The sequence below is a fragment of the Haloarcula regularis genome (assembly GCF_029338315.1).
Taxonomy (GTDB): Archaea; Halobacteriota; Halobacteria; order Halobacteriales; family Haloarculaceae; genus Haloarcula; species Haloarcula regularis.
Map to the genome: position 1 here is coordinate 1,817,859 of NZ_CP119794.1, position 26,152 is coordinate 1,844,010.

A 26,152-nucleotide genomic window follows, 5' to 3' on the forward strand; every position below is an offset into this window, starting at 1 on the left:
AAGATTGCTCTTCGTTCACCCAACCCCGAGAGAGTGCCGAGAACAGCGATATTGGACACATTCCTGATCGTCGACTCGGGCGCGGTCGCGCTCACTGAAAATATTCGTACGACCGAAATTCGGCGTCGAGGAAGTAGTCCCTGATACCGATGTACATCGAGTTGAGCAGGTCTGTGCGACCGCGATAGGCCCAGAATGTGGCAAACTGAACCAGCGTTGCGAGGAACATCACGTAAAAGACGACCCGCTTCACGAGCGGGAGCCGGCTGGCGGCGAAGGTGAGCCGATTACGCATCCAGTGGTAGACCATGAACGGGCTACGGTCCCGTGTGAGCCCCTCCTTGTGGCGAATCGTCGATTCCGGCGCGATCAGAACGCGCTTTTCGGACTGGCGGGCTTGGACAGCGAGGTCGACGTCTTCCATCCCCAGGAAGTAGCCCTCGTAGAGGATATCGTTCTCCCTGATAAACTCCCGGTCGATCAACAGCAGCGAGGACGGAACGTAACTGACCTCATAGGGGTCACGGTCTCTGACGTCCTGATACGTGGTGACCCGGCCTCCGAGATACGGGAAGAATCGTGAGCCGGCGTTGAGTATCGCGCCGGTATCGTATCGGTACTGGACCCCCCCGACGGCTGCGACGTCGTCGTGTGACTCCGCGGTCTCGACGAGCGGCCTCAGAAAGTCCGGGGGGACGGCCGTGTCGTTGTTCAACAGGAGGACGTAGTCCGCCCCCTCCGCGAGCGCGCGCTCGATTCCCGGATTGTTTCCCCGCGCGAAGCCGAGGTTCTCGTCGTTGAAGATGAACTCACACCACTCGAACTCCGAGGCGAGTCGCTCGGGCGACCCGTCAGTCGAACCGTTGTCGACGACGACGACGTCGTAAGTGGGATAGTCGACATCGCGAAGCGTTTCGAGGCACTCCGCCGTATCTGCGTAGTTCTCCCAGGTCAACACGACGATCGTCACCGATGGCCAGTCAGTCTCGACGGGCGCATCGGTGGTAGTGGCGGTCGCTGGAGTCATCAGGTGACCCAATCTCCGCACCGATTGTAATTAAATATTTGCCAGCCACTAGTCACCTTCCTGGACCGCTTCACTCGGGGAGCCCTCCGATTTGAGGAGTGGATGCTCTGAAACGCCTGTGTTCGGAGCGTTGGTGAAGCGAGCGCGAACGCACTGAACAGGACGGCCCCCAGGGAGATGACGCCGAGCAACCGGGCCAGGCTGTCGATGGCGACGACCGAACGCACGCCCACCAGAACGACACCCATGCCGATGGATGCAACGACGATCCACCCGAGCTCCCGCCACGGGACACGGACCGTCAGGTACCGTGAGAGATAGCGGATACAAAGGACGGTGTTCAGTCCGAAGGAGACCACCGTCGCGACGGCGGCACCGATGAGTCCGAACTGCGTGATCAGGGCCACGTTGAGGACCAGATTGACTGCGATGGCTGCGACGGCCGCTTTCGCGGCCAGTTCAGGATGATCGATGGCTTTCAGCGACCGCCCGGTGATGACGTGCACGGACTGGAAAATTTTCTCGCCCATCAGCACGATGAGGACGAGCCACGCCGTCGCGTACTCGGCGTCGAAAATAAACGTCAGGATCTCCCGGGAGAACAGCATCGCCCCGACGAACGCCGGGATCGCGAGGACGAGCGAGGGTGTGATCGCGCGCGGGATCAGTTTCTCGATGCGCTCGATCGCCCGGTTTGCGTCCCAACGACTGACCTGTGGGAAGATGGTCTTCGCGATGGCGTTGCTCCCGAGGATGACGACGGCGGTGACGCGCCAGGCGACTTCGTAGGAGCCAACGTGCGCCGAGGTGAGGAAGAAACCGATGATCAACACGTCCATCCAGCCGTAGACGTACCCGCTCAGCGCGGAGACGAAATTATACCTCGAGTAGGCAGTGAGCGAGTGAAACTGCTCCATCGACGGTCGACGGAAAGGCGTCGATCGCTTGTAGTTCGCCCAGACGAACGGCACGATGTAGCCGGCAAGCAGCCCGTAAATCAGTCCCTTGACGCCGTATCCGGACTGCAAGAGCGCGTAGCCGACGGCAAACCATACAACCTTGTGAGACAGCCGGAGGACGGCCGTTTCGCCGACGCGCAGTTCCGCACTCACGATTTGGACGCCGAGCTGGTACAGCTCGTGGCCAATCATCGCGACGATGAGCAATACCGCGACGTCTGCGCCGACGTAGCCGTTGATGTACCCCCCGAGCGCGAGAACGAGGCCGCCGATAATCGCGAGCGGGACGGTCTTCATCGATAACGCGCTCGTCAACATCTTGCCCGGCTCGTTCCCCTCGCTGATCCGTTTCTCGACGGCTCCCCGGATGCCGAAGTCGGCCGGGATCGTCAGCACCCCGACGAGCGCTTCGAAGAGGAAGTAGACCCCGAGTTCGCTCGGTGGGAGCCAGTTTGCGAACACGGCGATCCCTCCGAACGTGATGACGGCGGTCAGGCCGTGGGCCACCGAGAGTTTGGCACTCGACCGTGCAATGTTCACCGTTCAGCCCTCCGGAACGGTCCCATCGCTATGTTCACTGTCACTGGGTCGATGCGTCCGTCCGGTCGGCTTCGTGGTGGTTGCGGCGACATCATTTCGTCGGTGAAGGGTCAGTGGTCATATGTAGCCGAGGTCGGCGAGTTGGTCACGAGTCGTCGCGTTGAGCGTGTTCGCTGTTCCGGCCTGTTTCTCGTCCGAGAGATGTGACCTGAGTGTGGTCTCGACGTCTGGATCGTCGATCTGCTCGTCGGCTTCGAGATCGAGTACGACGCTCTGGTCTTCGTACGGCGAGTGGATGAGCAGATGCGACCCTCGCACCACCGCCTGCTGATCGTATCCATACGCGACTTCCTCCGAGAGGACCGCTCGGTCCGGAACCGGATATTGGTGGGGGACGCCGTCGAAGGCGGAGAGATCCGACTCCGAGAGTCCGAGTTCTGCTAACACTGTCGGGACGATGTCCGTCGTCGACACCCAGTCGGTGGTTTCGGTCACGCTCTCTCCCGAGATGAGCAACGGGACGAACACGACTTCCGGAACGAGCGCGTGCCCGTGACCGGTCCCGTAGGTGTTGCGCGGGTCGTCGAAGTGACGGCGCTCCAGTTCCACCCGCTCCCAGAACTCCTCGCCGTGGTCACCCACGACGACGACGAGCGCGTCTTCGAGGTCGCCGCGTTCGTCGAGCGCGTCGAACAGGAGCCGGATCTGGTCGTCGACGTAGCGGAGGACGGAATCGTACAATTTGAGCTTGGCCTCGCGGTACGCTTCGAACTCCTCGCGTGGCTCCGTCGTCTCCAGGAAGTCCCATCCCTCGACGTTGTCGACGTCCGGAATCTCGCCGAAGGGCTCCTGGTCGGGGCGGCGCAACTCGGCGTGGAGGTCACCGAAGTGCACGTAGCCGAACCGCGGTCCATCAGTCGAGTCCCACCATTCGAGCAGGTGCCGACGGAGCTTTTCCGCGGGCGCGTTGTAATGGCTGTCGTGATAGATGTTCGCCTCCTTGAACCGCCCGCGGACAGGTAGTTCGGCCGTCGCGATGGCCGTCGAGAGGTACGTCTCGTATCCCGATTTGGCGAGAATCTCCGGGAGCGTAAAGACGTCTTCGCGAAGGTTCGCGGGTGGCGTGTCCATGCCTTTGTTGCGGTACTCCGTCTCGAAAACCGCTCCGTGCGTGTGTGGGTAGAGGCCAGTCAGGATCGACGGCACGGAAGAGTACGTCCACGAGGCAGCTGAAGCACAGTTCGGGTAGTAAGTCCCGACAGAATCGAGAAACGGTGTCGTCTGCCGGTCGTAGCCGCTCCGAGAGATGTGGTCGTTTCTGAGGCAATCGACGACGAGAAACAGGACGTCGCGGTCACCGAGGTCGTAAGTGGGCTGCCGAGAGCCGTCGCCGGTACCGGAGCCGGTTTTGCGCCGGTTGGACGAGATTGTACTGCGCGGCCCGATAGAGCGGACCGATCGCACTCCGAAGCCTGTCCACTCGTTCCTCACCGACGAGTCTCCGGAGATACGTAGAAAACTGAGTAGCGCTCATGTATCTGCTGTAATTCCATTTTCGTTGTCACCACTAAGAAAGTTACCGGTGAGTATCTAGTTGTAATCTTCTCTGACGACTGTGGCAATCCACGCAATTGATGATGGTTCAGTCAATAGGATGACACATGGACGACCCCGGACCAGACTCATCATCGAGGCGGAGCTACCTCCGCTCGACGGCCCTCCTCGCTGCGGGCGTTCTCGGTGGGATCGCAGGGTGTAAGACGATCTCCGACGAGGGGACCCCGACAGCAACCTCGACAGCAACCCCGACAGCGACCCCGACGTCCTCACCGTCGGCTTCCCAGACCCGAACGGCCGATTCATCGAGTGACCGCTCTCCGCCGTCGGCCGAGGCCTATCCCGGTCCGGAAGCCCTCCCCGATCCGTTCGCGGTAGATGGTTCGCATCCGTTCGTGTTTATCAACGACCAGAGCACCGATAACTACATGGGCGAACTCGCGCTCGCCATGGGGGATTCGGGGGCGGCCGACCTCCGCGGGTTCCTGCTCGGATTCCCGCGTGAGGTCTGGAAGAACGAAGAGAAGTACGGTCGCCACTATCAGGAGAGCGTCGTGAACCACCGCCGGATGTACCGGAAAGCCGTCGAGAGCGGCCTCGATGGGCTCCCCCAACCGGAGTTCGGTGTGTTCGACCACCACCAGAAGCCGAAATCCGGTGTGATCGAGGACACGAGACCGATCGGGTCCGTCGGAACGGATCGGATCGTCGAGGTCGCACAGCAGGCGACGCCAGCGGAGCCTGCCGTCGTCGCGGCCGGGGGCGACATCTGTACGGTCGCAGATGCCTATCTGACCGACCCGTCGATCGCTGACTCGCTCGTGGTCTACTGGCACGAGCAACTGGACGACATCAACGAGCAAAGCGGCTACAACATCCAGAACTCCGGATGGAGCGCGTACGTGGTCCTCTCGCGGCTGTCGGTGGTTCTCGACCACAACTCGGGGGGATTCACCATCACGAAGTCCGAGGTCGAAACCCGCATTCCGAGCCCTATGGACGAGTACATGCTGACGAAAGCACACTGGAAATGGGGCAATCCGCTCCGATCGACTGACTGGTCTGAGAAGGGGGAACACGAGGCCAACGACGAGAAGGCGCTGATCCTGGCGGCGTTCCCGTACACGCGGGACCGCCCCAGGCGGCTGACCGTCTCTGGCCTCCAGGAGGCGGACTGGGACTACGAACCGAAGACCGTCCTCCCGACGCTCAAGAAAGGGTCGTCGGAGTCGAACATCGTCCAGATCCGTAAGATAACTGACTCGGACCGCGCTTTCTGGAGCGCCTGGGAGTCCTGACTCCGCACGCTCGACTGGGTGGCAAGCCCCTGAACCGGAAACGGACGAAAGGTATATGCGTTTGTGCTAGGTTGAATGACACATGTCGGGTCGCTTGCCCAGCCGCCGCCAGTGGCTGTGGCTCGCCCTCCTGTTCGGGCACCTGGTCTTGCCGGTCGGGCTCTGGCTAGCCGTCAAAATCGGCCGTCCGAGATTCGTCGGCCTCGCACTCTATCTGGTGACTGGAGTCCTCATCCTCGACGTGCTCCTGTTCGTCGGGCGGTCATCCACGGAGGCCGTCAGGGACAATCTGATCGACGCGCGCGTCCCGGTGATACTGTTTCTGGCGAGCGTGGGTCTGCTCGCGCTTCTGGGGCCGGGCCTGGGATTCTATCTGGGCGTCACGGCGACGCTGGTCACCGTCCTCGTGCGAGGCCTCTTCCAGGACGACGGCCGGACGTCCGGGGTCGTAAACCTTGGACTCGTCTGTCTCACATCCGCACTCGTGATCGTCGCCGAAGTATTCACCGTCGCGTACTACGTGAGCGTCCCGGACAACATCAACCACACCACGACCGCGATCGTTCTGATGAACGAGGGCTGGCTCTCCGGGATCTCGGCGACCCGGTATTTCCTGTTCTCGGCGTTCCACGTCCTCTCGAGTACTGGAATGCTGTTCACGCAGCTACAGCCGCGGGTGTTCATGGGCATCTTGATGATCGGCCTGTTCCAGATCGCGCTCGTCGCCGTCTACCTCTTTTTCACCAACTGGAGCCGGTCCCGGTCGCTCGCGTTGATCGCCACCGCGCTCGTGAGCATCAACATCTCCTTTCTCCACTACGGCTCCGTAGCCCACTACCAGTCGATGAGCTTCGTCCTGTTCTGCGTGTTCCTCGCCATCCTCACCGGTGGCGAGTGGTCGCCTCGACACGTCGCGGTCGCGACTCCGGTCGTCGCGACGTGGATCGTCACGCACCACGTCTCGGTCCTCATGGTCATCTCGATGCTATCGGTTCCGATCGGCTATCTCGCCTACCAGATTTGGCAGCGCAACCGCCAGACGAGCGAACGGCCGACCGTGTTCATGTTCACCTCGTTTTGCCTGATCTTCGGTGTCTACTGGACGCTGGTCACCAACAAGTTCCGGGAAGTCATCGTCTGGACGTTCTTTAGCTCCAGTGCGGCCGACGGGATTCCATCACGGATCTATCTCGTTCAGGCATACGAGTCGCTCGCGGCGCTCTTCCGGCAGTCGATCCCCTTTCATCGACAGTCTGCACTACTCGTTTTTGCTCGCACTGACCGGACTTGGCGTCATCGTCGTGTTTCGTACCCGGCGGTTGCAGGAGATGCACTGGCGCCTCGTTGCGCTCGCGTTCGTCCCCGCTGCGATCCTCTACTTCCCCAACCCGGCCTGGGTACCACTCGAAGGGTTGATCCCGTTCAATCGGTGGCGGCTGATGGTCCTCCCATTCTTGCTTCTCATCCCGGCCGCAGGCTTCCGACACGGGATTCGGCCGACCGGCGGCTCGACGCTGCGACGCGGGCTTGCCGTGGTCGTCATCGGTGCACTCGTCTTCACGACCGTGACCTCCGGCATGACCCACCCCGGACTGACCGACATGGCGGGGATAGAGAAGGGGTCACAGCAGTACCTCTCCGAAGAGGAACTCGGGGCCACGGAGTTCACGCTCTCGTATCTCGGTGAGCGACAGTCGGTCTACGCACGGTCCGACATGGAGGTGTACCTCCACCAGTACGCCTGGGCCCGGCAGACTCCCTACGAGCGTGACCAGTTCATCAAACTCCGGATGAGCCAGTCCGAACGGGAGGTAATTCTTAACCCTGGCCTGTCGATCATCTCGACCAACGCGTTCAATACCGAGGGAATCCGCGTCGAGTTGACAGACCTGAACTCCCAGCGGTACGGCGACGAACTCGTCGACGTGCCGGTCCACGCGTCCACCTACAACTGGTCCAGGATGAACGCCAGTGTGGTCTACAGTAACGGCGCGGTGGCTATCCAGCACTCCTGAAACGCGTGCGATGTGCTCTCATAGTAGCCCCAGCATACGAACCCGAAGTGCCGTTACGATAGCATAACAATAAGGCACCACTGGCAGAATCAGCGTATGCGTGTCCTCTTCTTGCCCGACAATACGGCCGGGAACCCGTATCAGCGGAAAGCTGGCAGCGGGCCTCGCCGACGAGGGAGTTGACGTCACCCTCGCTAGCGGCTATCCGCTCTCAACGGCCCGAACCATCGTCGACACGCGGCCAGACGTCGTTCACGTCCACTGGGTGGCACCGTTTGTCGTCACCGAGAGCCTCCTCGGCAGCATTGTACAGTCGATCGCGTTCCTCCAGGCGACGGTCGTGGCCAAGCTCCTCGGACTCGACATCGTCTGGACGCTGCACAACCTATCGGATCACGAGAACGCCCACCCCGGGATCGAACTCGCTGTGCGGCGGGTATTCGCACGTCTAACCGACGCGATCATCGTTCACTGCCCAGCCGCTCAAGACCAGATGGAACGCCGGTACGGACTCGACACCGACGGAAAAACGACCGTGATTCCCCACGGACACTACGACGGGTGCTACGAAAACGCGATGGAACAGAGTGAAGCACGTGACCGGCTCGACATCGAGGAGGACGCGACTGTGTTCCTGTATTTCGGGCAGATCCGCCCGTATAAACAGGTCCCGGAGCTAGTCGATACCTTTCGCGGTATCGAGGACAACTCACTCCGCCTCCTTGTTGCCGGGAAACCGACGGACGAGGCCGAAGCCCGGCGCGTCGCCACCGCGAGCGAACCGGACAAGCGAATTCACACGGACCTCGAATTCATCCCCGACGATCAGTTGCAGGTCTATTTCAACGCCGCCGACGCGTTGGTGCTGCCGTACCGCGACATCCTCACCTCAGGCAGTGCGATACTCGGGATGACGTTCGGTCGGCCGGTCGTCGGCCCGACCGAGGGCTGTCTCCCCGAGTTGCTGGACCAGCAGTCGGAACTGCTGTACGATCCCGCGACCGAATCCCTCGCCGACGCGCTATACCGTACCAGTGATCTCGACTTGGCAACTCTCGGAGCGAAGAATCGACGGCAGATACTGCAGTACCAGTGGGACGAGATCGCCGCGGAGACACGACGTGTGTACGAAACGACATGAGATCGATGTCGAGCTACAGAGTGAATCTATATAACGCTCTCACCGCGAGCCGCGACGACGGGATACCACCGAACGCGAGCGTCCGCTCTGTTCACCTGACCAACATTTTAAGACGGCGTAGCATCTCGTGGGAGACATGACCACGACGCGTCGGCAGCGGTTCGTCACGAGACAGCTCGCCTGGATGGTCGGGACCATCCTCTGTCTCGCGATCATCGGCGCCCTTACGATCGAGCTGTTCGTCGTGGCGTCGCTCGTCGGGCTCATGTTGCTGACGGTGGCGACCGCCCCAGTGAACCTGACGCCGCAGTGGCGTCGCCGGCTCAAGTGGCCGATCTTCCTCGGGCTCGTGTTGTTCACCTACTTCGTCGTCAACGAGTTCGTCGAAGTGACACAGTCGCTGTTCTGATCGGGGTCGAGTTGGTTCTCCGCTTCACCGAGATGTTTATCAATGGGCCGTAATATTCGTACCATGTCGCTCCGGGAGCGAGTACGCCCTTATTTACCGGATCGGATTCGCACCCTTCCGATAGATCTCGCGTTAGTACTCGGTGCGGTCGTACTCACCGCGGTCGCGGTGTCGGTCCCCATCGTCCGGGTGACGCCACTCCGAGCGGTCGTCTCGTTCCCGTTTCTTCTCGTCGCCCCGGGATATGCGTTCGTCGCAGCGCTGTTTCCGGAGGGGACGTCCGAAGACAGCGTACCTGAGACAGTGCCACAGCGAGGCCTCTCGAATTTGGCGCGTCTCGCGTACTCACTCGGTGCGAGCGTCGCGCTTGTCCCCCTGATCGGCTTTGCGCTCAACCTCACCCCGTGGGGGTTGCATCTGTGGCCGCTTTTGACTGCGATCTCGCTGTTCACTGTGGTCTGTGTCAGTGTCGCCGCGAGACGACGTGCCGAGGTGCCGCCCGATGTCCGATACGACCCGCCAGTCGACAGGTGGGTCACGGCTGTCCGAGACGAGTTTCTCGCACACGAGACGCGCACTGATACCGTTTTGAACGTCGCGCTGGTCGTCGTGTTGCTCTTTGCGATGACGAGTGTGGGGTACGCACTGGTCGACCAGCAGTCGGGCGCGGAGTACACCGAGTTCTACCTGTTATCGCGGTCGTCCGACGGCACGCTCGTGGCCGACGACTATCCAACGGAGTTCGTCGCGACCCAGAGTCGAACCATCGTCGTCGGCGTCGACAATCAGGAGCGCGATCGAACGACGTACACCGTGGTGACGGCGCTGCACCGCGTCGAGTCGGATTCGGGCCAAGCGAGCGTCGCTAAAGCGGAGCGCCTCGACCAGTATAGCGTTACCCTCTCACCGGGAGAGGTCAGCCGCCAAGTTCGGGTGTTGGAACCGACGCTCACTGGGGAACGACTCCGACTGACGTTCATGTTGTACCGCGGCGACCCGCCGACGCAGCCACGGATGGACACCGCCTACCGGTCGACACACCTCTGGGTGAACGTCTCCGCGTCGGATACCTGACGCGATAAGACACCATACCGTGCGCAATCGCTCTGTCGACTCACTCCGAGCCAGTTCTGGTATCGGTCTCCCAGGTGATGATGTTCCGCTTCCGGATGACGTTCCAAAGCGCGAGAACGAGGCTCTGGTTCAACACCAGAAAATAAAACGGGACGTACGCCACCGTTGGCGTCGGCACGTCCATCCGGTTCATCAGCGCACCCACCGCAGCCAGCGCGTAAAATCCGAGCTGTCCGAGCAGCGTCACCGTGTAGATCGGATGGGACCCGGTCGCGACCAGCGCCACGTTGGTGAGTGCTGCGACGCCCAACAGCACCGGCGAGAGCCAGCGAAGAAGCCAGTGTGAGAGGAGTTCGAAACTGAACAGCGGGTACCGAAGCGGGTTCAACAGACTCAGATAATCGAAGAAGGTGTTCCAGGAACGGGTTCCGATACGGACGCGTCGCGACGCTTCCGATTCGACGTCGTCACCGGTGTTCTCCCACGCGCGCGCATCCGCCATGTACTCGACGCGTTCGCCCTGTTCGACGATCGCGAGTGGTTCGGAGAAGTCACTGATGTGATCCGGTGGCAGCGGGACGTACGACGAGCGCCTGACGGCGTAGATCGAGCCGTTCGCGCCGGCGCCGGAGCTGACTCGCGGTTCCCAGCGCCGGATGCGCTTCTCGAACGTTCGGTACGCCGACTCGGCCTCGACACCGTACTCCCGGTAGCACAGTTCCCCGACCACACAGCCCACGTCGTCCCCAAACTTCCCGACGAGTCGCTTGATCGCCTGTGGTTCGTACATGCTGTCGGCGTCGGAAAATACCACGATATCAGCGTTCACGCGCTCGGTCACGCGGTTCTGACATTCGGTCTTCCCGACGCGACCTTCGATACGTTCGAGCCGGACGCCCTGATCGGCGTACGATTCGACGATACGGTCCGTGTCGTCGGAGGACGCGTCGGAGAAGACGATTATCTCCAGTTTCTCGCTGGGGTAGTCGAGTTCCAGCGAGTTCTCGATCTTCTCGGCGATGATCTCTTCCTCGTTGTACGCCGCGATGACCAGCGAAACCGTCGGCAGGTCTTCGGGTAGCTCGTACGGCTCGGACCGGTTGATGATTGCCCCGAGGACGAACAAAACGCCCGGGTACAGGAAGTAGACGTGAACGAGCAGGACAGCGGTGAGCCAGAAGCCGACAGCCAGAAGCGAAACCATCTGTGGGACTACCTCTGGCGACGGCCGAACCGGTCCTCGTTCGCACGCCGTAACGTGTAGCAACAGCTATCTCTCCGGGAATCCGTCATCGTATGCACATATATCGTCCAATTGTAACTTATAGATGTCGCTGCTCGACGTGTCAGCGGTACTTTCTAATACAATCACCTCGTTGAACTATCTATGCCAGCGCCGAGAGCTACGCCGGAAGCCATGCGTGTCCGGCAGCCGCGTCTTCGGGTCCTGGTCGCGACGGACAGTTCACCGATGACAGATGGTCGCCCGGCGAGAGAAACCCATCACCGGCTTGGGAGAGTCGCTCCGCGTGCATGTTGGGTTGACGTATGACCTGGATCTCGGACCTCGACGCACCGGGCGCGTTACTCATCTCGCTGACGGCGGTCACAGCCGTCCTTCTGATCGTCCTCCTGAGCACCTCTTCGACCGCCTTCGGCGCCTACAATCCGACGTGGGACGGGACGTCGACACTGCGTGACGAGGCGTCGACGGTCGCCGAAGACCCTGTAATCGTCACGAACGTGAGCGAATATAGAGAGACTGATCCGTCGTCAAGTGTCGCGCTGGTGCTCTCACCTGCCCGTAGCTATGGGTCCGGCGAAGCCGAGACGGTCCAACAGTTCGTCCGGGCTGGTGGGACGCTGATCGTCGCAGACGACTTCGGGACCGGGACGAACCAGTTGCTCACCGATATAGGGGCACAGACACGCATCGACGGGCGTCCGCTCAGGGACGGTGAAGAGTTCTACCGGTCGCCGGCGCTGCCAGTGGCAACAGGCGTTCAGCCACATCCGCTGACCGGGGGTGCCTCGCGTCTCACACTGAACCACGCCACGGCCCTCCGCCCCAACGGCGCGCTGGTTCTGGCCCGCACGTCGCCGTATGCGTACCTGGATGCGAACCGGAACGAGACACTCGATTCGAGCGAAAACCTGGGTCGGTATCCCGTGGTGACGACCGAGCGACTCGGTCAGGGCCGACTCGTGGTCGTCTCCGACCCGAGTCTGTTCATCAACGCGATGATCGACCGAGACGACAACCGGGAGTTCGTCGGGGCGCTCCTCGCCGATCACCAGACGGTCCTGCTCGATTACTCACACACCGGGGAGATTCCACCGCTCACGGCGTTCCAGATATCGCTTCAGGATTCACCGATGCTACGCCTCATGCTTGGTCTCGTCGGCGTCCTCGGAGTTGCTCTGGTCGGCAGTCGGTACGCCGAGTGACACCCATGAGCGCACACAGACCCCACGGCTCGGGGTATTGACCGAATATATAAATACATGTGCAGATAACCCAACGTGATAGATACCCTCTACGATGGTACACCCAGAATCACTGTATGACGCGGTCAGTTCCGAGGCCTCAGCCGTTCTCATCGGGAACGAACACGTCCTTAAAGAGCTGACCGTCACGCTGCTCACCGGGGGCCACGTTCTTCTAGAAGGGGTACCCGGTGTCGCCAAGACGACAATCGCGGAGCTGTTCGCGAAGACCCTCGGGATGGACTTCCAGCGGATTCAGATGACCCCCGACCTGATGCCCGCTGACATCACGGGGACGAAGATCTATCGCGAGACCACGAACGAGTTCGAGACGAAGCTGGGGCCGATCTTCTCGAACTTCGTGCTCGTCGACGAGATCAACCGGGCGACGCCGAAGACCCAGAGCGCGCTGTTGGAAGCGATGCAGGAAGAGCAGGTTACCATCGAAGGCGACACTGTTGGACTTCCCGATCCGTTCATGGTCATCGCGACGATGAATCCACTCGAGATGGAGGGGACGTTCGCGCTCCCGGAGGCTCAGCGAGACCGGTTCCATCTTAAACTCGAGGTCGATATTCTCGACCGGGACTTGGAGAGTAACCTGTTGGCCCGGTTCGACGAATCACCCGACATCGGTCCGGAAGATGCCCGACAGGTAGTTTCGCCCGAGGAACTCGCCTCGGCACGACAGACGGCCAAAGCTGTTTACGCCGATCCGACGGTCCGAGAGTATATCCTCGACATCATCGAGGCCACGCGCGACAGCGCCGACACCACCTACGGCGCATCACCCCGAGGAGGCATTCACCTCCTCAGTGCCTCGAAGGCCCGGGCCGCGATCCACGGTCGCGACTACGTCATCCCCGACGACCCGAAAAGGCTCGCTCAGTCCGTGCTGGCCCACCGACTCGTCCTCAGTACCGACGCCGAACTGAGCGATCTAGACCCGGCGACAGTCGTCGAGACAGCGGTCCAAAGCGTGAGTCCGCCCACACATGAGGAGGCTGCCCGGACGACCTCGACCGCCTTCGACGGGGGCAACCCGGCGGACAGCGACGACCACTAACGCTGAATCTGTCGCCGCTTTGCGTAGTTACTCCGGATTTAACGTCGACTGATCCCACCAGCAGGTGACCAGCACGTCGACATCCTTGTCGTCGACCCGTTCGACGTCGACGGTCACGGACTGGTCCAGTTGCATCGCGAATCCACCACCGAGAAACGAAGCGGCCGGGTGGTCGAACGCGGTGGCGTCAGGGTAGGTACACCCGTTGAGGGCGGTACTCACGCGATTGGTCTCGTGGTCGATCTCGGCTTCGGCCGATTCCGCGAGCTCGAACTGCTCGACGAGGGCATCACAGAGCTGTTCCGCCAGCGCGGCGGTCGTTTCGACGGGCGCCGCAGACCGGTCGAACTCCCGGAGCAGTCTCGCTGACGTCGGCACGAACGAGACTCCGCGGCTGCTGTCCTCGGTCGCGGAGACGAACGTCGTTTTGAGAGCGTCGTCGCTCGGCAGGTCGTATTCGGTGCACTGTGGCACGAACAGTCGGACCGGCCCCTCGTGACTGGCAGTACCCCACTCCACTGGAACGTACACGGCGACGTCCGAGAGGCCGAGTTCGTCTTTGATCGAGGCCCCGTTGGCGCCGACGGCGTTCGCCAGCGACCACCCGACAGTCGTCGGGACGACCGGCTCCGTCGAGAGGAACACGGTCAACACCGCACCGAAGACGCCCGTCGATCCGAGAGCGATCAGAACGGTCCGCTCTGCGGGGAAGACGAGTCCCGCCGCGACACAGACCAGTCCGACTCCCAACAGCCCGAGCGCAGTCCGTTTGTGCTGTACTTGCTTCACGCGCGCATACTCGGATCTGAGTCGCTCGTTTTCCGTTCTGAGCCTCCTCAACTCCTCGGTTTCCGCGGCCTCCGTGGTCTCGGTTCCGTCCCGTGTCATCGTCTCCGCGCGTTGCTCGTCGAGGCTACTCATTCCGATACCCCCGTCGGAGCGTCCAGTCTGCCGAGTTGGTGCCGATGTATCACGTACATGCTCATGGCTATGAGAACGACAACACCTGTTACGGCCTGCCATATCGGGAGGAGCCGCAGAACGAGCACGCTCCACAGGGTCGAGACGGTGAGCGCGTACACCAGCGTCCACGCGACGAGTTCGAGTACGCCCATCTCCGCCGCTCTGAGCACCGAGATCAGGACCAACAGGAGTCCCGCCTGGACGCCAACGAGTAGTTCGAACCCTGCCAGGTCGGGACTGGCGGCGACAAGTGCGACGTGCCCTGCAGCGAACGCGTACTCCGCCGGCAACGCGACCCAGACCCCGACGAGCAAGACCGCGGCGACGATTCCCGCCACGCCCCCGAGAACACCAGCGGTCACCGCTGCGAGTACGATCCCCGCGAAAGCGATCACGCTCCGTTCGGTGGTCACGTCGAGGTTCGACCCTCGCGTGGTATCGAGAGCGGGAAGCGTGTCGCGCATCACTGCACCTCTATCTGTTCCGGGTCCGCCCGGCCGCCCGCCCCTGCGTTCCGGGACCGGACTTCCCTTCCCGCACTCAACAGCGACTCGATCCGCCGACCGGGACCGACCTCGAACGCGGTGACGTTGGCCATGCGACTGAGGGTCCGCCGGAACTCCTCAAACTCCCGGTACCGGCGGTAGCTGCGCTCCGGTTCGTCGGCTAAGTCCGTCTCGAAGAGCACCGACGGCGTTAGAAACACCCCGACGTGCCCCCCAGTTTGTTTTGCGAATTTCACCGTATCGTGTACCTCCGCGCGCTCCGTATCGTCGGTGATGAGTATCGTCCAGGTGGCTTGTCGGATGTCGTCACGGTTCGCCTTCACCGTCGAGAAGAGCGGCCGGGAGCCGAGCCGGCGGACGTACGCCTCCCGCGTTGAGACGTACGGGTGCAGCGTCCGCTCGAACTGAGACGCCCCATCGGACAGCTGATCGGCCAGCCTTCGGGCGGTGGCCGTCGATGTCGTGGCCGCATGCGTCGTCGGGTCGCGGTCGTCGCTCGTCGATGACGGCTCTAGCCGTGTGAGCTGCCGGCGCAGCCGTTCGTAGTGGTCCGGTCGACTCGCAGCGGGTTCGACACCGCTCGTACCACCGTCCCCGACAGTGTAAAGCGAGGCAGGGTCCTCGTGGATTCGGGCGTCGTTCAGGAAGAGCAGCGCCACGTCGACGGCGTAATCCAGCTTTCCGATCACCCGGATTCCCTGCACTCATCGCACCGCGATGGTCGACGACGACGGCGAGCTCTCGCGGGGTCTTTCGCTCGTATTTCCGGACGTGCAGGGAGCCTAGACGAGCCGTTGCCTTCCAGTCAATCCGGCGGAGTTCATCTCCTGGGGAGTACTCCAGAAGCTCGACTGGTTCCAACCCGTCTCCGACCCGGCTAGTCGCGTGCTCGCCGTACCCTGCAGCGAGCTTCTCGCCTCCGGCCCCGATATGAAGGTCTCGTGGGGGTTTGGCCTCGATGTGTATCTCCACTGGGTTGCCCATCCGAAGCGACTGTTCGAACAGCTCCCCGGCGTCCGAGATCGTGACCCTCGGAGACTCGAAGACGACCGTGCCGGCGGTCTTCCCGCTGGCTGTCACAGCCGCCGTCTCCTGGCGTTCGCCTCGTTCGACCCGGCACGCTGTCGACTGGTCCGAGAGACCAGTGACGCTCACTGGCGTGTCACACTGAGCCTCGACAGATAGTGGAGCGGGTTCGTTGGTCGCAATGGACAGTTCGACGACGAAAGGATCGCCCTTGACCACTCGGCTCCGAGAGGTCGTCTGCTGCACCGCGAGCATCGGTGTCGTCTTCGCCGTTGCCCGAACGAACTGGTACTGGCGACCGATGAGCCAGAGTCCGAGACCGGCGGCTCCGACGACGGGCTCCGGTCGGCCGAGGAACACGCCGAACCCCGCGAGGACGCCGGACAGCGCTAGCACTGCCCACGAACGGCCGGTTAATCGCATTCTCTATCTCCTACTCGATGAGGGGATGTAAATATTGGCTCTCTACCGGTTCGCCCCGTCGTCCTCTCCTTTCAGCTATCGTGAACGATGGAATGAATTAAATATGTCAACCGATATAGATGGATTGTGCATAGCAGAGGACCGTCGAGAGCGGCCAGTGCGGCATTCGTAGGGCTGGTACTGGTGTCGGCGCTGCTCGTCAGCGTCACTCCAGCCGCTGGGACCGCCCAGAGTTCGAGTGTCTCGGGAGAACACGGCACGTCCTCTCAGGTGTCCACGCCAACCAATAACTCGACGGTCGTCCATGAGAACCCACAGAACGTCACGGGTTCCGGCGACAAGCGGGCGGTTCAAGCGTGGCTGGAAAGCCGCATGACCGAGGTCGTCATCGACTGTACGGAGCAGACCAGAACGGGCAGTTCGTACGCGTGTGACCGACTCGACGAGGAGTACCCCGAGTGGGCGAACAGATATGTCGATATCCGTGGTGGCACGGGGAGCCGAGACGGCCAGGCCACGAGCGAGACGCTCACAGAGACACGCCGAGACGTCCAGCAGCTTTCAAGGCAGGTCAAACAGTTTCGCGAACTGGAAGCGGAGTACGAGGAGGCCAAAGCGGCGGGTAACGACCAGCGGGTCCGAGCGCTCGCACACCAGCTGGTAGAGCAGAGCCGCCGGATCAACAAGACCGGAACGCGCGCCTCAGCCGATTATGATTCCTTTGCGGAAACGACCTCTTCGAACCTGACAGTCGCGTCGGAGGCGGTGACTGACATCCAGACCAACACGACTCGGCGTGCGGCGGCGGTACGCGAGGAAGAACTCGTCGGGACGCGACTCACGGCGACGGCGACAGACGACAGCGGATCGTTCGCCTCCCCGCTCGTCATCGAGGGACGGCTCACTGACGAGAACGGGTCGGCGCTGGCCCAGCAGGACGTGCGGTTCCGGATCGGGAACCAGACCGTTACGACGGAACTCGACCCCGACGGTCGGTTCTCCACTAGTTTCAGGCCGGTCGCCGAGCAGATTGGGGACCAGCAGCTCTCTGTGACGTACCTGCCGTCGAACACGTCGTTGTACGCCCGATCGAGCGACAAAGTGAGTGTCACTCTCGAAGAGGCCGAAGCGACCGTGAGCCTGTCTGCGGATCCCGCCGTGGTCGTGTTCGGCGACACCGTCCGTGCCTCGGGGCGAGTCGCTGTCGAGGAACAGGGTGTGAGCGACGTGCCGGTCGTCGTCTCGCTCGGTGGACAGCGGCTCGGAGTGGTCCGAACGGGCGATGACGGATTTTATTCGCTCACTGCGCCGCTGCCCCCAGCTGTCTCACCAGGCGATTCTCGCGTGACGGCGGGATTACCATTCGACTCCCGTGCGCTTGCGTTCGAGGACGCGACAGCGACAGTCCGGGTAGCTTCGACTCCGACGACCGTCACGCTCAACGGAACGAGGGTCGCCCCGAGAGTCGTGTTGGTCAGGGGGACGGTCCGTGCCGACAGACGTCCGGTAGCGGACCGTCGTGTTGAGGTCTCACAGAACGGACGAGTGCTGACCGCGGTTCGAACCGGGCCAGACGGCCAGTTCGAAACGAACCTCTCCCTACCGGCGACGGTGAGCGGGCGAGACTCGGTCGTCGTCACGGCGGCGCATCTCGCAGAGGGCGGGAATCTCCAGCCGGACCGCACGCAGGTCACGTTAGCACCTACGTCCGAGAGTCCGGGAAGCCTGATCGAATCGCTGGTACAGAACCCGCTGAGTGTGGTGTTCGGACAGTCGTCAGCGGCCGGTGGCGCGCCGGTTGATGGAGCGAGCGAACGTCTCACGTTGCTGGTCCGTTTCGGCGCTCTCGTGCTTGGACTACTCGGTGTTGGCCTCGTGTGGCGGCTGTTCGGTGGCCGACCCTGGACACTGGAGTGGCCATCTAGAGTTCAGGCGTTGCTTCCGTGGCTGAACAGTCAGCCGGTCGAGACCGGTCTTTCAGAGGACTCCAGTGAAGATAGTTCCGCAACCGAGGGGACGCCCGAAGCAGGCCAGTCCCCTGCGGAGACAATCGACCTGCTCGCGGTCGCCCGAAACCGGCTCGCTGCGGGCGAGACCGACGAAGCCGTGCTGATGGGATACGAAGCCGTCAGGACGACGCTCATCAATCGGTTGAACCGAGACGCCTCGATGACACACTGGGAACTGTTGAGGGCGTACGCCGGTGGCCGTGCGAACGAACGGGTCGCCGCGCTTCGGGAGCTGACAGAGGCGTACGAGCGCTCGGCGTTCTCGCTCGAGTCCAGTTCGATCGAGTCGACGAAGGCGGCACTTGCCAGCGCGACCTACTTACTAGAGGACCAGGAGGGCTCGAACGAGCAGAACCGGTCCGACTCGGTCTCGGACTGACGGGACGGTGGACACGGCGTCTCACTCCGATGGGTCAGACTCCACACGCACCAGCCGTTGGTAGCTTCGAGGAGAGACGGTATGAGCGTGTTTTCCGAAGCGATGTCCACGCCCTGACTATGTGGTCCTGGGGACACCTCGGATTCGGCTACCTCCTCTGCTGGCCGGTTGCCCGCCTGAACGGCAACGGGTCGATGAACGACTCCAGCGCGCTCGTACTCGCGCTGGGAACACAGTTGCCCGACCTCGTCAACAAACCACTGGTTTACTGGGTTGCGGTCCTGTTAGTGTGAATGGGCGCGCGCCCATTCACTCATCGTCGGTCTCCCGCTGTGCTGTGGCGTCTTGCTGCTCGCGCGGTCACTAGCTCGGATCGAAGTCGGACTCGCTTTCTCGATCGGCTACTGTTTGCACCTACTCGAAGATAGCTGGAACCAACTACTCAGCCAGGGCTAGACGGTGCCTCATATCTGCTGTGGTCGGTGTTCGACGCGCCGAACTACGTGGTGAACGGATTCGGCGCCCATCTGGAGGTCCTCACCTCTGTCAGAGTCAGACCGGTCGAGTTGCTCCAGTGGCCCCGTCCACTGGCGGTTCCCCGTCGCGAGATTGACGGTCTCGCTCTGGATCGCTGACGGAGTGCCAGGTCTCCCGCTGACACGAGCCGTCCGCTTATCGCTACCATCCTCGTAGCGACCGCGATGCGTCCGCGACGCGGGCACCAGGTCACTCTGAGACGATGAGTTCGTATGTAAGGTTGGCCCGGCCGTTCGGTGGAGCCGATTCGTATGTGATCGTGACGGCGTCACGGCCCTTGGTCTGAACCCAGAACGTCCCAGCGGCATCAGCGGAGGACGGTGTGACAGTCGCCACGCTCGGTCGGGTGTCGAGTGGATGTTCGAGCGAGAACGACGTGGTCGATCCATCACCGCTCACCGTGACCGTCGTCGCCGGGAGATTTGGCGAATGGCCGGCAGAACCATCCCACAGTTTGGTCTTTGGCCCGTCAGTCGCGGTCACGTCACCGTTTACACGCGTAGTTCCGTTATCGAACACCGCGGTCCGCTGACCTGCGGCGGTGATGCCGAGAACGCCACTGTCCGGTTGATAGAGGCCCGTGTTGTTGTTGTTCGTGAACGTGTAGGACGGGTCCGTCGTGGACCCCGCCGAGGTTTCAAACTCGTTTCTGACAATCAGCGAGTCGTCGATGTAGACGTCGCCTCTGTCACCGTTCTCGTCAGCCTCGATTCGGATGTTGCTCCGCGAGTTCTGACCGAACGGCATGTGGACGACCTGGAACTCGTTACGGACATCATTGTAGCGCACCCCCCAGTTGTTCGCTGCGCCGAACGTGAGCCAACTATCTCCGATTCGCGTGAATTCGCTTTCGGCTTTGTTCGTGGAGTCGCCGCTCTGAGCGTCCATTTGATTGGGAAGCTCCGAACAGCCTGCGAGGAGTCCTGCCAGCCCCGCACTTCCCGACCCAGCGAGAAATCCCCGTCGACTCAGTGCCGTATCCGAATTATCTGACATCTCATTACCAACTTCCTGTTCGACATACATAAATAGTGACCAATTATCTAGACTGTCAGCCGAGTCGTTGGCGTGGTTCGCTATCAGTTAGCGAACTTCCGGGATTCGTGGATATGGTGGGCCGTTTTCAACGCCAGGGCAGCGATAGTGAGTGTCGGGTTCATCGCGCCACCGGTCACGAACACGCTTCCGGAGGTGATGTAGAGATTCTCGAGGTCGTGTGTCTGCAGATTGGGATCAACGACGCTCGTCTCAGGATCTGTCCCCATCCGAGTTGTCCCCATCTTGTGGGACGCGATCCGTGGGTCGGAGAGTGAACTCTCGTGGAGTATCTCCGCGTCGAGTTCCGCCATGACGTCGTGTTGAATCTCACGGATGTACTCCATCGTCGCCTTCTCGTGTGCGCCGAGGTTGTACGAAACGTCCGGCACCGGATTCCCATGGTCGTCCGTCTTCGACCGGTCGAGAGTCACCGTGTTCGCTGTTCGGGGGAGCATCTCTGGATTACCGAACATACTGATCCGTCGGTTCGGGCTGTCCGCTCGCATCTGTTCGAGCGTTTGGTCTCCCCAGGAATCGCCAGTAAGCACGTCTGACAGGTCCTCACGCGTCCCGGCGTCGCCGCCCCGCATCGCAATCGACGCCGGATTCAGCGGATTCTCGTTATTAAAAACCATTTTGACACTCCCCGGTCTGAGCTCCTCGTGGTCATAGAACTGGTGGGTCTCGCTGGTGTGGTATCCGATCGGTTCCTGGTTGGTGGGCTCGTCCAGCCGGGCCGTTATCGACACGATCGGATGGTCCATGAAGTACTCCCCGACGAGACCGCTCGAATTCGCGAGGCCGTCGGGGTACGTCGGTGAGTCCGAGAGCAACAGCAGTCGCGGAATCTCGACTGCGCCCGCGGCGAGGACGAAGGTGTCCGCGGTCTGCCGGTGGCGGATCCCGTCCGGGGTGGCGTAGACCGCCGCCTCGACGGACCGTCCCTCGCGATCGTGCTCCAGACGCTGGACCGGTGCTCGGTCGATGACACGGGCCCCTTCGCTCGTTGCTTTCGCGACATGGACGTCTGCGCTGTATTTCGCGCGCGAGGGACAGACCGGGATACAGCTGCTGAACGAAAGGCACTCGCTTCGTCCGTCGTACGCCTCGGAGTTGCGTGCCTGCGGGACGCTATGCATCGTGATCCCGAGTTCTTCACAGGCGTCGGCGAACAGGGAATCTGAGTAGCTCGGAGGGAACGCCGGCATCGGGTACTCCGTCTCCCGCGGCGGTGCAAACGGGTTGTCGTCGGTCCCAGAGACGCCCATCTCCCGTTCGGCCATCACGTAGTACTGCCGCAAGTCGTCGTAGGAGATCGGCCAGTCCGACGCGAGCCCGTACCGCGTCTCCATCTCGAAATCCTTCTCGTGGAATCGGGGCGAGATCCCCAGCCACTTCAGCGTGGTCCCTCCAACAGCTTTGACGCGAGTGTTGTTCAACCCGTAGAAGACGTCACCCGACGAGGAAAACCGGTCGCGCTCGCCGCCCATCTCCCAGACGTCCCGTGAAGAACTGGACGGCCTAAGTGACTCCTCCATCTGCTGGAGTCTATTCGAGGGGCCGAACCGTCTCCCCGCTTCCAGCACGACGACCCCGTGACCACGGCTGGCGAGCGTATACGCGACGAGGGCGCCAGCGACTCCGGAACCGATCACGCAGACGTCAGCATTCGCTGACGGAGAGCGGTCGACGTCGTTACTCACGGGTCGGTCCCTCCTCGGTCGTTGTAGCGACGTACGCTCGCTCCCGGTCGGTCGGGGGTCGCTGGTAGGACTCGTACCCGCCCGGATAGCCGACCGGGTTCTCGATGCCGACCAGTTTGCTCCCGGTGGGCGACGTATAGAGACCGTAAAGTAACTGATTGACGAGATAGAATCGAACTCGTTCCGAGAGCGAGCCGTCGGACGACGAACCGGTTCGGTCGACGCCCATCGACCTGAGCACTGAATCGCGAGCGTCAGACGAGAGGGTCGCAAACGGCCGCCCGCGCTCGCGACGAGCGTACTCGTCAAGGCCAACGGCGGTCCGCGCCATCTCGGCGCTTCGGTCGTCGGGTAGCCCGCCGACGTAGGAGCTCACGAACTCCGCGGTGCCCGAGACGCCACTCGGGTAGACAGTCTCGGCGGTCGCGACAGCGGTATCCACGTGTCGTTCGGTGAGTCGCGCTGACTCTTCGTCCGTGGCCTCCTCTCCTATCTCGATGTCTGCGAACCCGGCAACACCGGTACCGATACCGACGAGGAGTGAAAGCACGGCGTCTCGCCTGGTCAACCGCATATGTATGTGTTCTCTATGGACATTGTTATCTGTTTTGCCAAACGAATCGGGTGGCGTTCAACTCCGCGTCCAGTCGAGGACATTGTATCGTCGGACTACCGCGACGAGTAGTGCAATCGCCGTCGCACCGACCGCCAGCTGGAAGACCTGACCCCCGTCATCGAAGGGGCCGCGTTCGGTAAACAGCAACAGCGGTTCGAGGTCGCGGGCCCGGATATGGAACGGGGGAACCAGTTCGACGATTTGAAAGCCGATACTGATGCTGCTAGCCAAGATGAACCAGCCGAACAGAATCGCCGTGACTAGACCGATCCAGCCGGTACCGGGCTGTGCTCTCACATTCTCACACTCCCGTCGGGCGAGTGACTGCCACCGGTCAGCACCGACGATTCGTGGGAGGCCAGCAACCACTGCACCTCCGCCAACGAGAAGTGAGACGGTATACGAAAGTACAGTGAACAGAGCCGTCGGATAGAACGAAAACTGCCCCATAATCACGTAACCCCACGCGAGAAGCGTTGAACTCCCGAGCGCGGCGACGGCCGAGGCGGTTATCCACTTACCGGCTGCAGAACGGCTGCGTACATCCGGTACGACTCGCGTATTGTCGTTGAGCTGTGTCCAGCAGACCGACACAAGGAGGCCGAGGCTCGCGTATCCGACGGCGCTCCAGACCGGGACAATACTGTTTGTCGCCTCGGTCGCGATGTAGCCAACTGCACAGGCGACTACAGCGAGCGGACCACCGAGGACGCTGGTCAACCCGAACGCCATCGGCAGCGGTGTAACGGACACTGGTCCGAGTGTCAGCGTGGCGAACGGCTGAATGACGACGGCGAGGGCCCCGATGACGAGACCGACGACCGCCCACCGAACCGGTCGATTCGAAAGCAATTCGAGATTTTCAGACGACGGTGCTTCGTTTCGTCCCATGATGAACGGTATCAACCTCTGGAAGTAGCGTACGTAGACGCCATCTACTGGTACCGGAGTCCGGTTTCATCCCGACTCATTCTCGTGGCGTGTCTAGTGCGGCCCGTGTGATTTCAGTATATAGTACTTACCGTAGATCAGTATGCGCCAAGCCGGGCCCCCAAGTCTGTCATCGGGTCCGGAAACATCCGCAGGTGAACCCCGCAGCGGTGGCGAGTGACGCGATAGCTTCTATGGGACCTCGCTGGGGCGGCTCCCGTCCAGGTGTTCCACAGCTCCCACGCACGACACTGCTTCGGTACCGATCGCCTCGACAGGGTCCGCGAACGTACCGAACAACGGTGGTTCGCCGTTGAGATCCTCCGTATTCCGCGCCCGGTTGAAACTAAACGAATGCGCGCACACGGAGTCGGGTTGCAGACGAAACACGCTGGATTACCGGGAATTGGGTCTGCCCTCGCCGCCAGACACCGATTATCTTCCAGTCCTCGTCGTCATCGCTGTCGTCACGAAATATCCGGTCTCGTAGATCTCGTTCCGGAACTTACACCACCCACGCTCTTCTCAGGCTAGAACGACCGTATTCGGTCCGACGTCGTTCGACGACTTCGCGTCGGATCGTTGTCTTCGAACGACTCGTCTCTGTCACCCTCAGCAAGGAAGGCATACACACCCGCGGGCAGCCACAGAAGTGTACTTGCAACAGGTTCCTACCTTCTGCTGTGGCTGTTCCGATGCGCGTCACTGCTCCGATAGCCGAGGCCACCGTCGCTCGGAGCACCGAACGTCTCGAGACAGACGCGTCAGCTGGACGCTCCCGGCGAGATTCGTCCGGTATCCCTCCATACCGCTTACAATTGAGCGTCTCAAAATCGACATCTTCCTCCGCTAACGGAGGAATCCCGAGCGGTGGGAGTTTTAGGTTCGCAGTCCAATCACCGGACTCCCGGACCTTTCAGGCACGGGTAGTCCCACAGCATCGGTATGGCGGACTGCTGGTGGTGTCAACCATCCGTCACCTCTATCTTTGACCGTATGCGGCGTCCCGTTGTTGTTGTTGTTGTTGTTGTTATTGTTGCCATAGGGACTCCGGCAGACGTCAGCGGGGTCGGGGGTATCGTGGTACTCGCGTTGAGGAATTAGCACATTGCCACATCCTTCAAGGATGCGATGTTCACCGGCTGGTCTTTCGGATACTGCCTCGTTACGTGGGCGGACAGGCCCCCTCGGAGGCCGGTTGGGAATCCGCTTTGTTCCGACCAATTCTATTGCTAATAAGATTGCCGAGCGTGTCATAGAAAGCCTCCCGTGGGAGGCCGCAGGGTTTGGAAACTGTGTCCACCAGCTCCAACGCCCTGCGAGACGTAACTTCGGTAGACGACTTCTTGAATGTCGCGGCTACCGAGACAGTACCGCTGTTCGAGCCTCTCTCCTTCGAGTTTCTACTGGAGTACGACGTGTTCGCCCCCGCTTCGAGGGGGCGAACACGAGTCCATCAGCCACCAGATCTCTTTCGCGGCTTTCTGCATTGCTACCACGAAGATGTCTACGGCACACGCCCGGTTACGCGAGAGCTTCCAGCACGGACTCGTCTGGTACTACTGCAGACTCGACAAACCGCCATCTAGAGACACCGTTGACCGCTTTCTCACCGACCCCGAACACGTTATTGACGATGTCTTCGACAGACTCGTCAAGCAGGCCGCGGACGGCGGCCTGTTCGACTCCACGTACTCTGTCGGTTCGGCCCATGTCGAAGCGATCCAACATAATAACGCTGCCTCATGGAACTACGATCCAACAGCCGAAGAGTACTACTACGGCTTTGGCTGTACGATCGTCTCAACTGGCGTAAAGATCCCGATAGCAGCGGAGTTCACACAAACCAAACAAGCAGACCAAGAGACGGCGATGCGCGTCACACGTGACGCGCTCGCCGTCGATACACCGATCTGGATGCTCGGAGACAGCGCTTACGACATCCTCGAGTGGCACGACTACCTGCTGGCCGCAGGGATCGTGCCAATCGCCCCGTACAATCCGCGAAACACTGACGACCCGAAAGACACCAAGTACAGGGTCGAAGACCGAATCAAGGAACACAGCGAGGACGTGCAGCTGAAACAATCCGTCTTGGAGGAGACGTACAACAACCGGACAGGAGTCGAACGAACCAACGACGCGGTCAATGACTGCGGCCTCGGGCGCGAACGTTCCCGAGGCCGCGTCCACGCACGAACAGAAGTGTTCCTCGCGCTCTGTCTTCGAATCGTCGTTGCAATCACCAACTATGAGCGAGGAAACAAACCGGGCTGTGAGAAGCTATGAGATGGATTCTATGACGGGCTCTGTTAGTTCAACGCCGGTATTCCGAAACTCGGGGAGAAGCCGTCAAACGTGGACTCTCTCCCAAGCGGCGGCACGTATCCACAGCGTGAACGCCGGGGTATTGCTCCTGTTCATCGTATAAAAGTAAACATCAGTTTAC

At 61.5% G+C, this 26,152-nt stretch carries 21 protein-coding genes and 2 pseudogenes; 11 read left to right on the top strand and 12 right to left on the bottom strand.

The window, feature by feature from the left end; all coding sequences use genetic code 11:
* Positions 1–91: 91 nt before the first annotated feature.
* The 3 genes from P1N55_RS09850 to P1N55_RS09860 all read right to left on the bottom strand — a co-directional run bounded on the left by P1N55_RS09850 (position 92) and on the right by P1N55_RS09860 (position 4,017).
* Positions 92–1,027: a glycosyltransferase family 2 protein gene (locus tag P1N55_RS09850; protein WP_276275461.1), complete on the bottom strand. Its 936-nt coding sequence runs from the start codon at positions 1,025–1,027 to the stop codon at positions 92–94.
* On the bottom strand, positions 1,027–2,526 hold the full coding sequence (locus P1N55_RS09855; protein ID WP_276275462.1) for a flippase: 1,500 nt from the start codon (positions 2,524–2,526) through the stop codon (positions 1,027–1,029). The genes P1N55_RS09850 and P1N55_RS09855 overlap by 1 nt, the downstream gene beginning before the upstream one ends.
* Positions 2,527–2,643: 117 nt before the next feature.
* Positions 2,644–4,017, bottom strand: coding sequence for a sulfatase-like hydrolase/transferase (locus P1N55_RS09860; protein WP_346429970.1), 1,374 nt, complete (start codon positions 4,015–4,017; stop codon positions 2,644–2,646).
* A 494-nt stretch (positions 4,018–4,511) separates the two neighbouring features.
* Between P1N55_RS09860 and P1N55_RS09865 the strand changes: the two genes are divergently transcribed.
* From P1N55_RS09865 to P1N55_RS09890, 6 genes are all read left to right on the top strand, one after another.
* Complete coding sequence (locus P1N55_RS09865) at positions 4,512–5,381, top strand: hypothetical protein (RefSeq protein WP_276275464.1); 870 nt, start codon at positions 4,512–4,514, stop codon at positions 5,379–5,381.
* A 94-nt stretch (positions 5,382–5,475) separates the two neighbouring features.
* Complete coding sequence (locus P1N55_RS09870) at positions 5,476–7,068, top strand: hypothetical protein (RefSeq protein WP_276275465.1); 1,593 nt, start codon at positions 5,476–5,478, stop codon at positions 7,066–7,068.
* Positions 6,983–7,396 carry a hypothetical protein gene (locus tag P1N55_RS09875; protein WP_276275466.1) on the top strand — a complete coding sequence of 138 codons (414 nt, stop codon included), beginning with the start codon at positions 6,983–6,985 and terminating at the stop codon, positions 7,394–7,396. Before P1N55_RS09870 ends, P1N55_RS09875 begins: the two co-directional genes overlap by 86 nt.
* Positions 7,397–7,496: 100 nt before the next feature.
* Entirely contained in the window at positions 7,497–8,537 is a 1,041-nt protein-coding gene (locus P1N55_RS09880) for a glycosyltransferase family 4 protein (RefSeq protein ID WP_276275467.1), read from the top strand.
* Positions 8,538–8,673: 136 nt separating this feature from the next.
* Entirely contained in the window at positions 8,674–8,946 is a 273-nt protein-coding gene (locus P1N55_RS09885; RefSeq protein ID WP_276275468.1) for a hypothetical protein, read from the top strand.
* A 63-nt stretch (positions 8,947–9,009) separates the two neighbouring features.
* Positions 9,010–10,020, top strand: coding sequence for a DUF1616 domain-containing protein (locus tag P1N55_RS09890; protein ID WP_276275469.1), 1,011 nt, complete (start codon positions 9,010–9,012; stop codon positions 10,018–10,020).
* A 40-nt stretch (positions 10,021–10,060) separates the two neighbouring features.
* Here P1N55_RS09890 and P1N55_RS09895 read toward each other — a convergent pair whose 3' ends face one another.
* Positions 10,061–11,224 carry a glycosyltransferase gene (locus tag P1N55_RS09895; RefSeq protein WP_276275470.1) on the bottom strand — a complete coding sequence of 388 codons (1,164 nt, stop codon included), beginning with the start codon at positions 11,222–11,224 and terminating at the stop codon, positions 10,061–10,063.
* A 344-nt stretch (positions 11,225–11,568) separates the two neighbouring features.
* On the opposite strand from P1N55_RS09895, the gene P1N55_RS09900 reads away from it, so the two are divergent.
* Positions 11,569–12,468, top strand: coding sequence for a DUF4350 domain-containing protein (locus P1N55_RS09900; RefSeq protein WP_276275471.1), 900 nt, complete (start codon positions 11,569–11,571; stop codon positions 12,466–12,468).
* 94 nt (positions 12,469–12,562) lie between these two features.
* Positions 12,563–13,573 (top strand): AAA family ATPase, encoded by a 1,011-nt coding sequence (locus tag P1N55_RS09905; RefSeq protein ID WP_276275472.1) that lies wholly within the window; start codon positions 12,563–12,565, stop codon positions 13,571–13,573.
* 27 nt (positions 13,574–13,600) lie between these two features.
* Here the strand turns inward: P1N55_RS09905 and P1N55_RS09910 are convergent, their stop codons facing one another.
* The 4 genes and pseudogenes from P1N55_RS09910 to P1N55_RS19945 all read right to left on the bottom strand — a co-directional run.
* Positions 13,601–14,494, bottom strand: a complete 894-nt coding sequence (locus P1N55_RS09910; protein ID WP_276275473.1) for a hypothetical protein — start codon at positions 14,492–14,494, stop codon at positions 13,601–13,603.
* Positions 14,491–15,000 (bottom strand): hypothetical protein, encoded by a 510-nt coding sequence (locus P1N55_RS09915; protein ID WP_276275474.1) that lies wholly within the window; start codon positions 14,998–15,000, stop codon positions 14,491–14,493. The genes P1N55_RS09910 and P1N55_RS09915 overlap by 4 nt, the downstream gene beginning before the upstream one ends.
* Complete coding sequence (locus P1N55_RS09920) at positions 15,000–15,746, bottom strand: DUF58 domain-containing protein (protein WP_276275475.1); 747 nt, start codon at positions 15,744–15,746, stop codon at positions 15,000–15,002. The genes P1N55_RS09915 and P1N55_RS09920 overlap by 1 nt, the downstream gene beginning before the upstream one ends.
* Before the next feature lie 34 nt (positions 15,747–15,780).
* Positions 15,781–16,491 (bottom strand): annotated as a pseudogene (locus P1N55_RS19945) (DUF58 domain-containing protein); the annotation flags it as partial.
* A gap of 372 nt (positions 16,492–16,863) precedes the next feature.
* Here P1N55_RS19945 and P1N55_RS09925 point away from each other — a divergent pair.
* On the top strand, positions 16,864–18,879 hold the full coding sequence (locus tag P1N55_RS09925; protein WP_276275476.1) for a hypothetical protein: 2,016 nt from the start codon (positions 16,864–16,866) through the stop codon (positions 18,877–18,879).
* 119 nt (positions 18,880–18,998) lie between these two features.
* Positions 18,999–19,172: a hypothetical protein gene (locus P1N55_RS09930; protein ID WP_276275477.1), complete on the top strand. Its 174-nt coding sequence runs from the start codon at positions 18,999–19,001 to the stop codon at positions 19,170–19,172.
* 433 nt (positions 19,173–19,605) lie between these two features.
* Here the strand turns inward: P1N55_RS09930 and P1N55_RS09935 are convergent, their stop codons facing one another.
* The 4 genes from P1N55_RS09935 to P1N55_RS09950 all read right to left on the bottom strand — a co-directional run bounded on the left by P1N55_RS09935 (position 19,606) and on the right by P1N55_RS09950 (position 23,664).
* Positions 19,606–20,412, bottom strand: coding sequence for a twin-arginine translocation signal domain-containing protein (locus P1N55_RS09935; RefSeq protein WP_276275478.1), 807 nt, complete (start codon positions 20,410–20,412; stop codon positions 19,606–19,608).
* 83 nt (positions 20,413–20,495) lie between these two features.
* The gene (locus P1N55_RS09940; RefSeq protein WP_276275479.1) at positions 20,496–22,157 is read right to left on the bottom strand and encodes a GMC family oxidoreductase; all 1,662 of its coding nucleotides are present in this window, start codon (positions 22,155–22,157) and stop codon (positions 20,496–20,498) included.
* On the bottom strand, positions 22,150–22,731 hold the full coding sequence (locus tag P1N55_RS09945) for a gluconate 2-dehydrogenase subunit 3 family protein (protein ID WP_276275480.1): 582 nt from the start codon (positions 22,729–22,731) through the stop codon (positions 22,150–22,152). Before P1N55_RS09945 ends, P1N55_RS09940 begins: the two co-directional genes overlap by 8 nt.
* Positions 22,732–22,788: 57 nt before the next feature.
* A complete protein-coding gene (locus tag P1N55_RS09950; RefSeq protein WP_276275481.1) occupies positions 22,789–23,664 on the bottom strand; it encodes a hypothetical protein in 876 nt (291 codons plus the stop codon).
* Between the two features lie 1,334 nt (positions 23,665–24,998).
* Here P1N55_RS09950 and P1N55_RS09955 point away from each other — a divergent pair.
* Positions 24,999–25,992, top strand: a pseudogene (locus P1N55_RS09955) (transposase).
* The last annotated feature ends 160 nt before the right edge of the window (positions 25,993–26,152 follow it).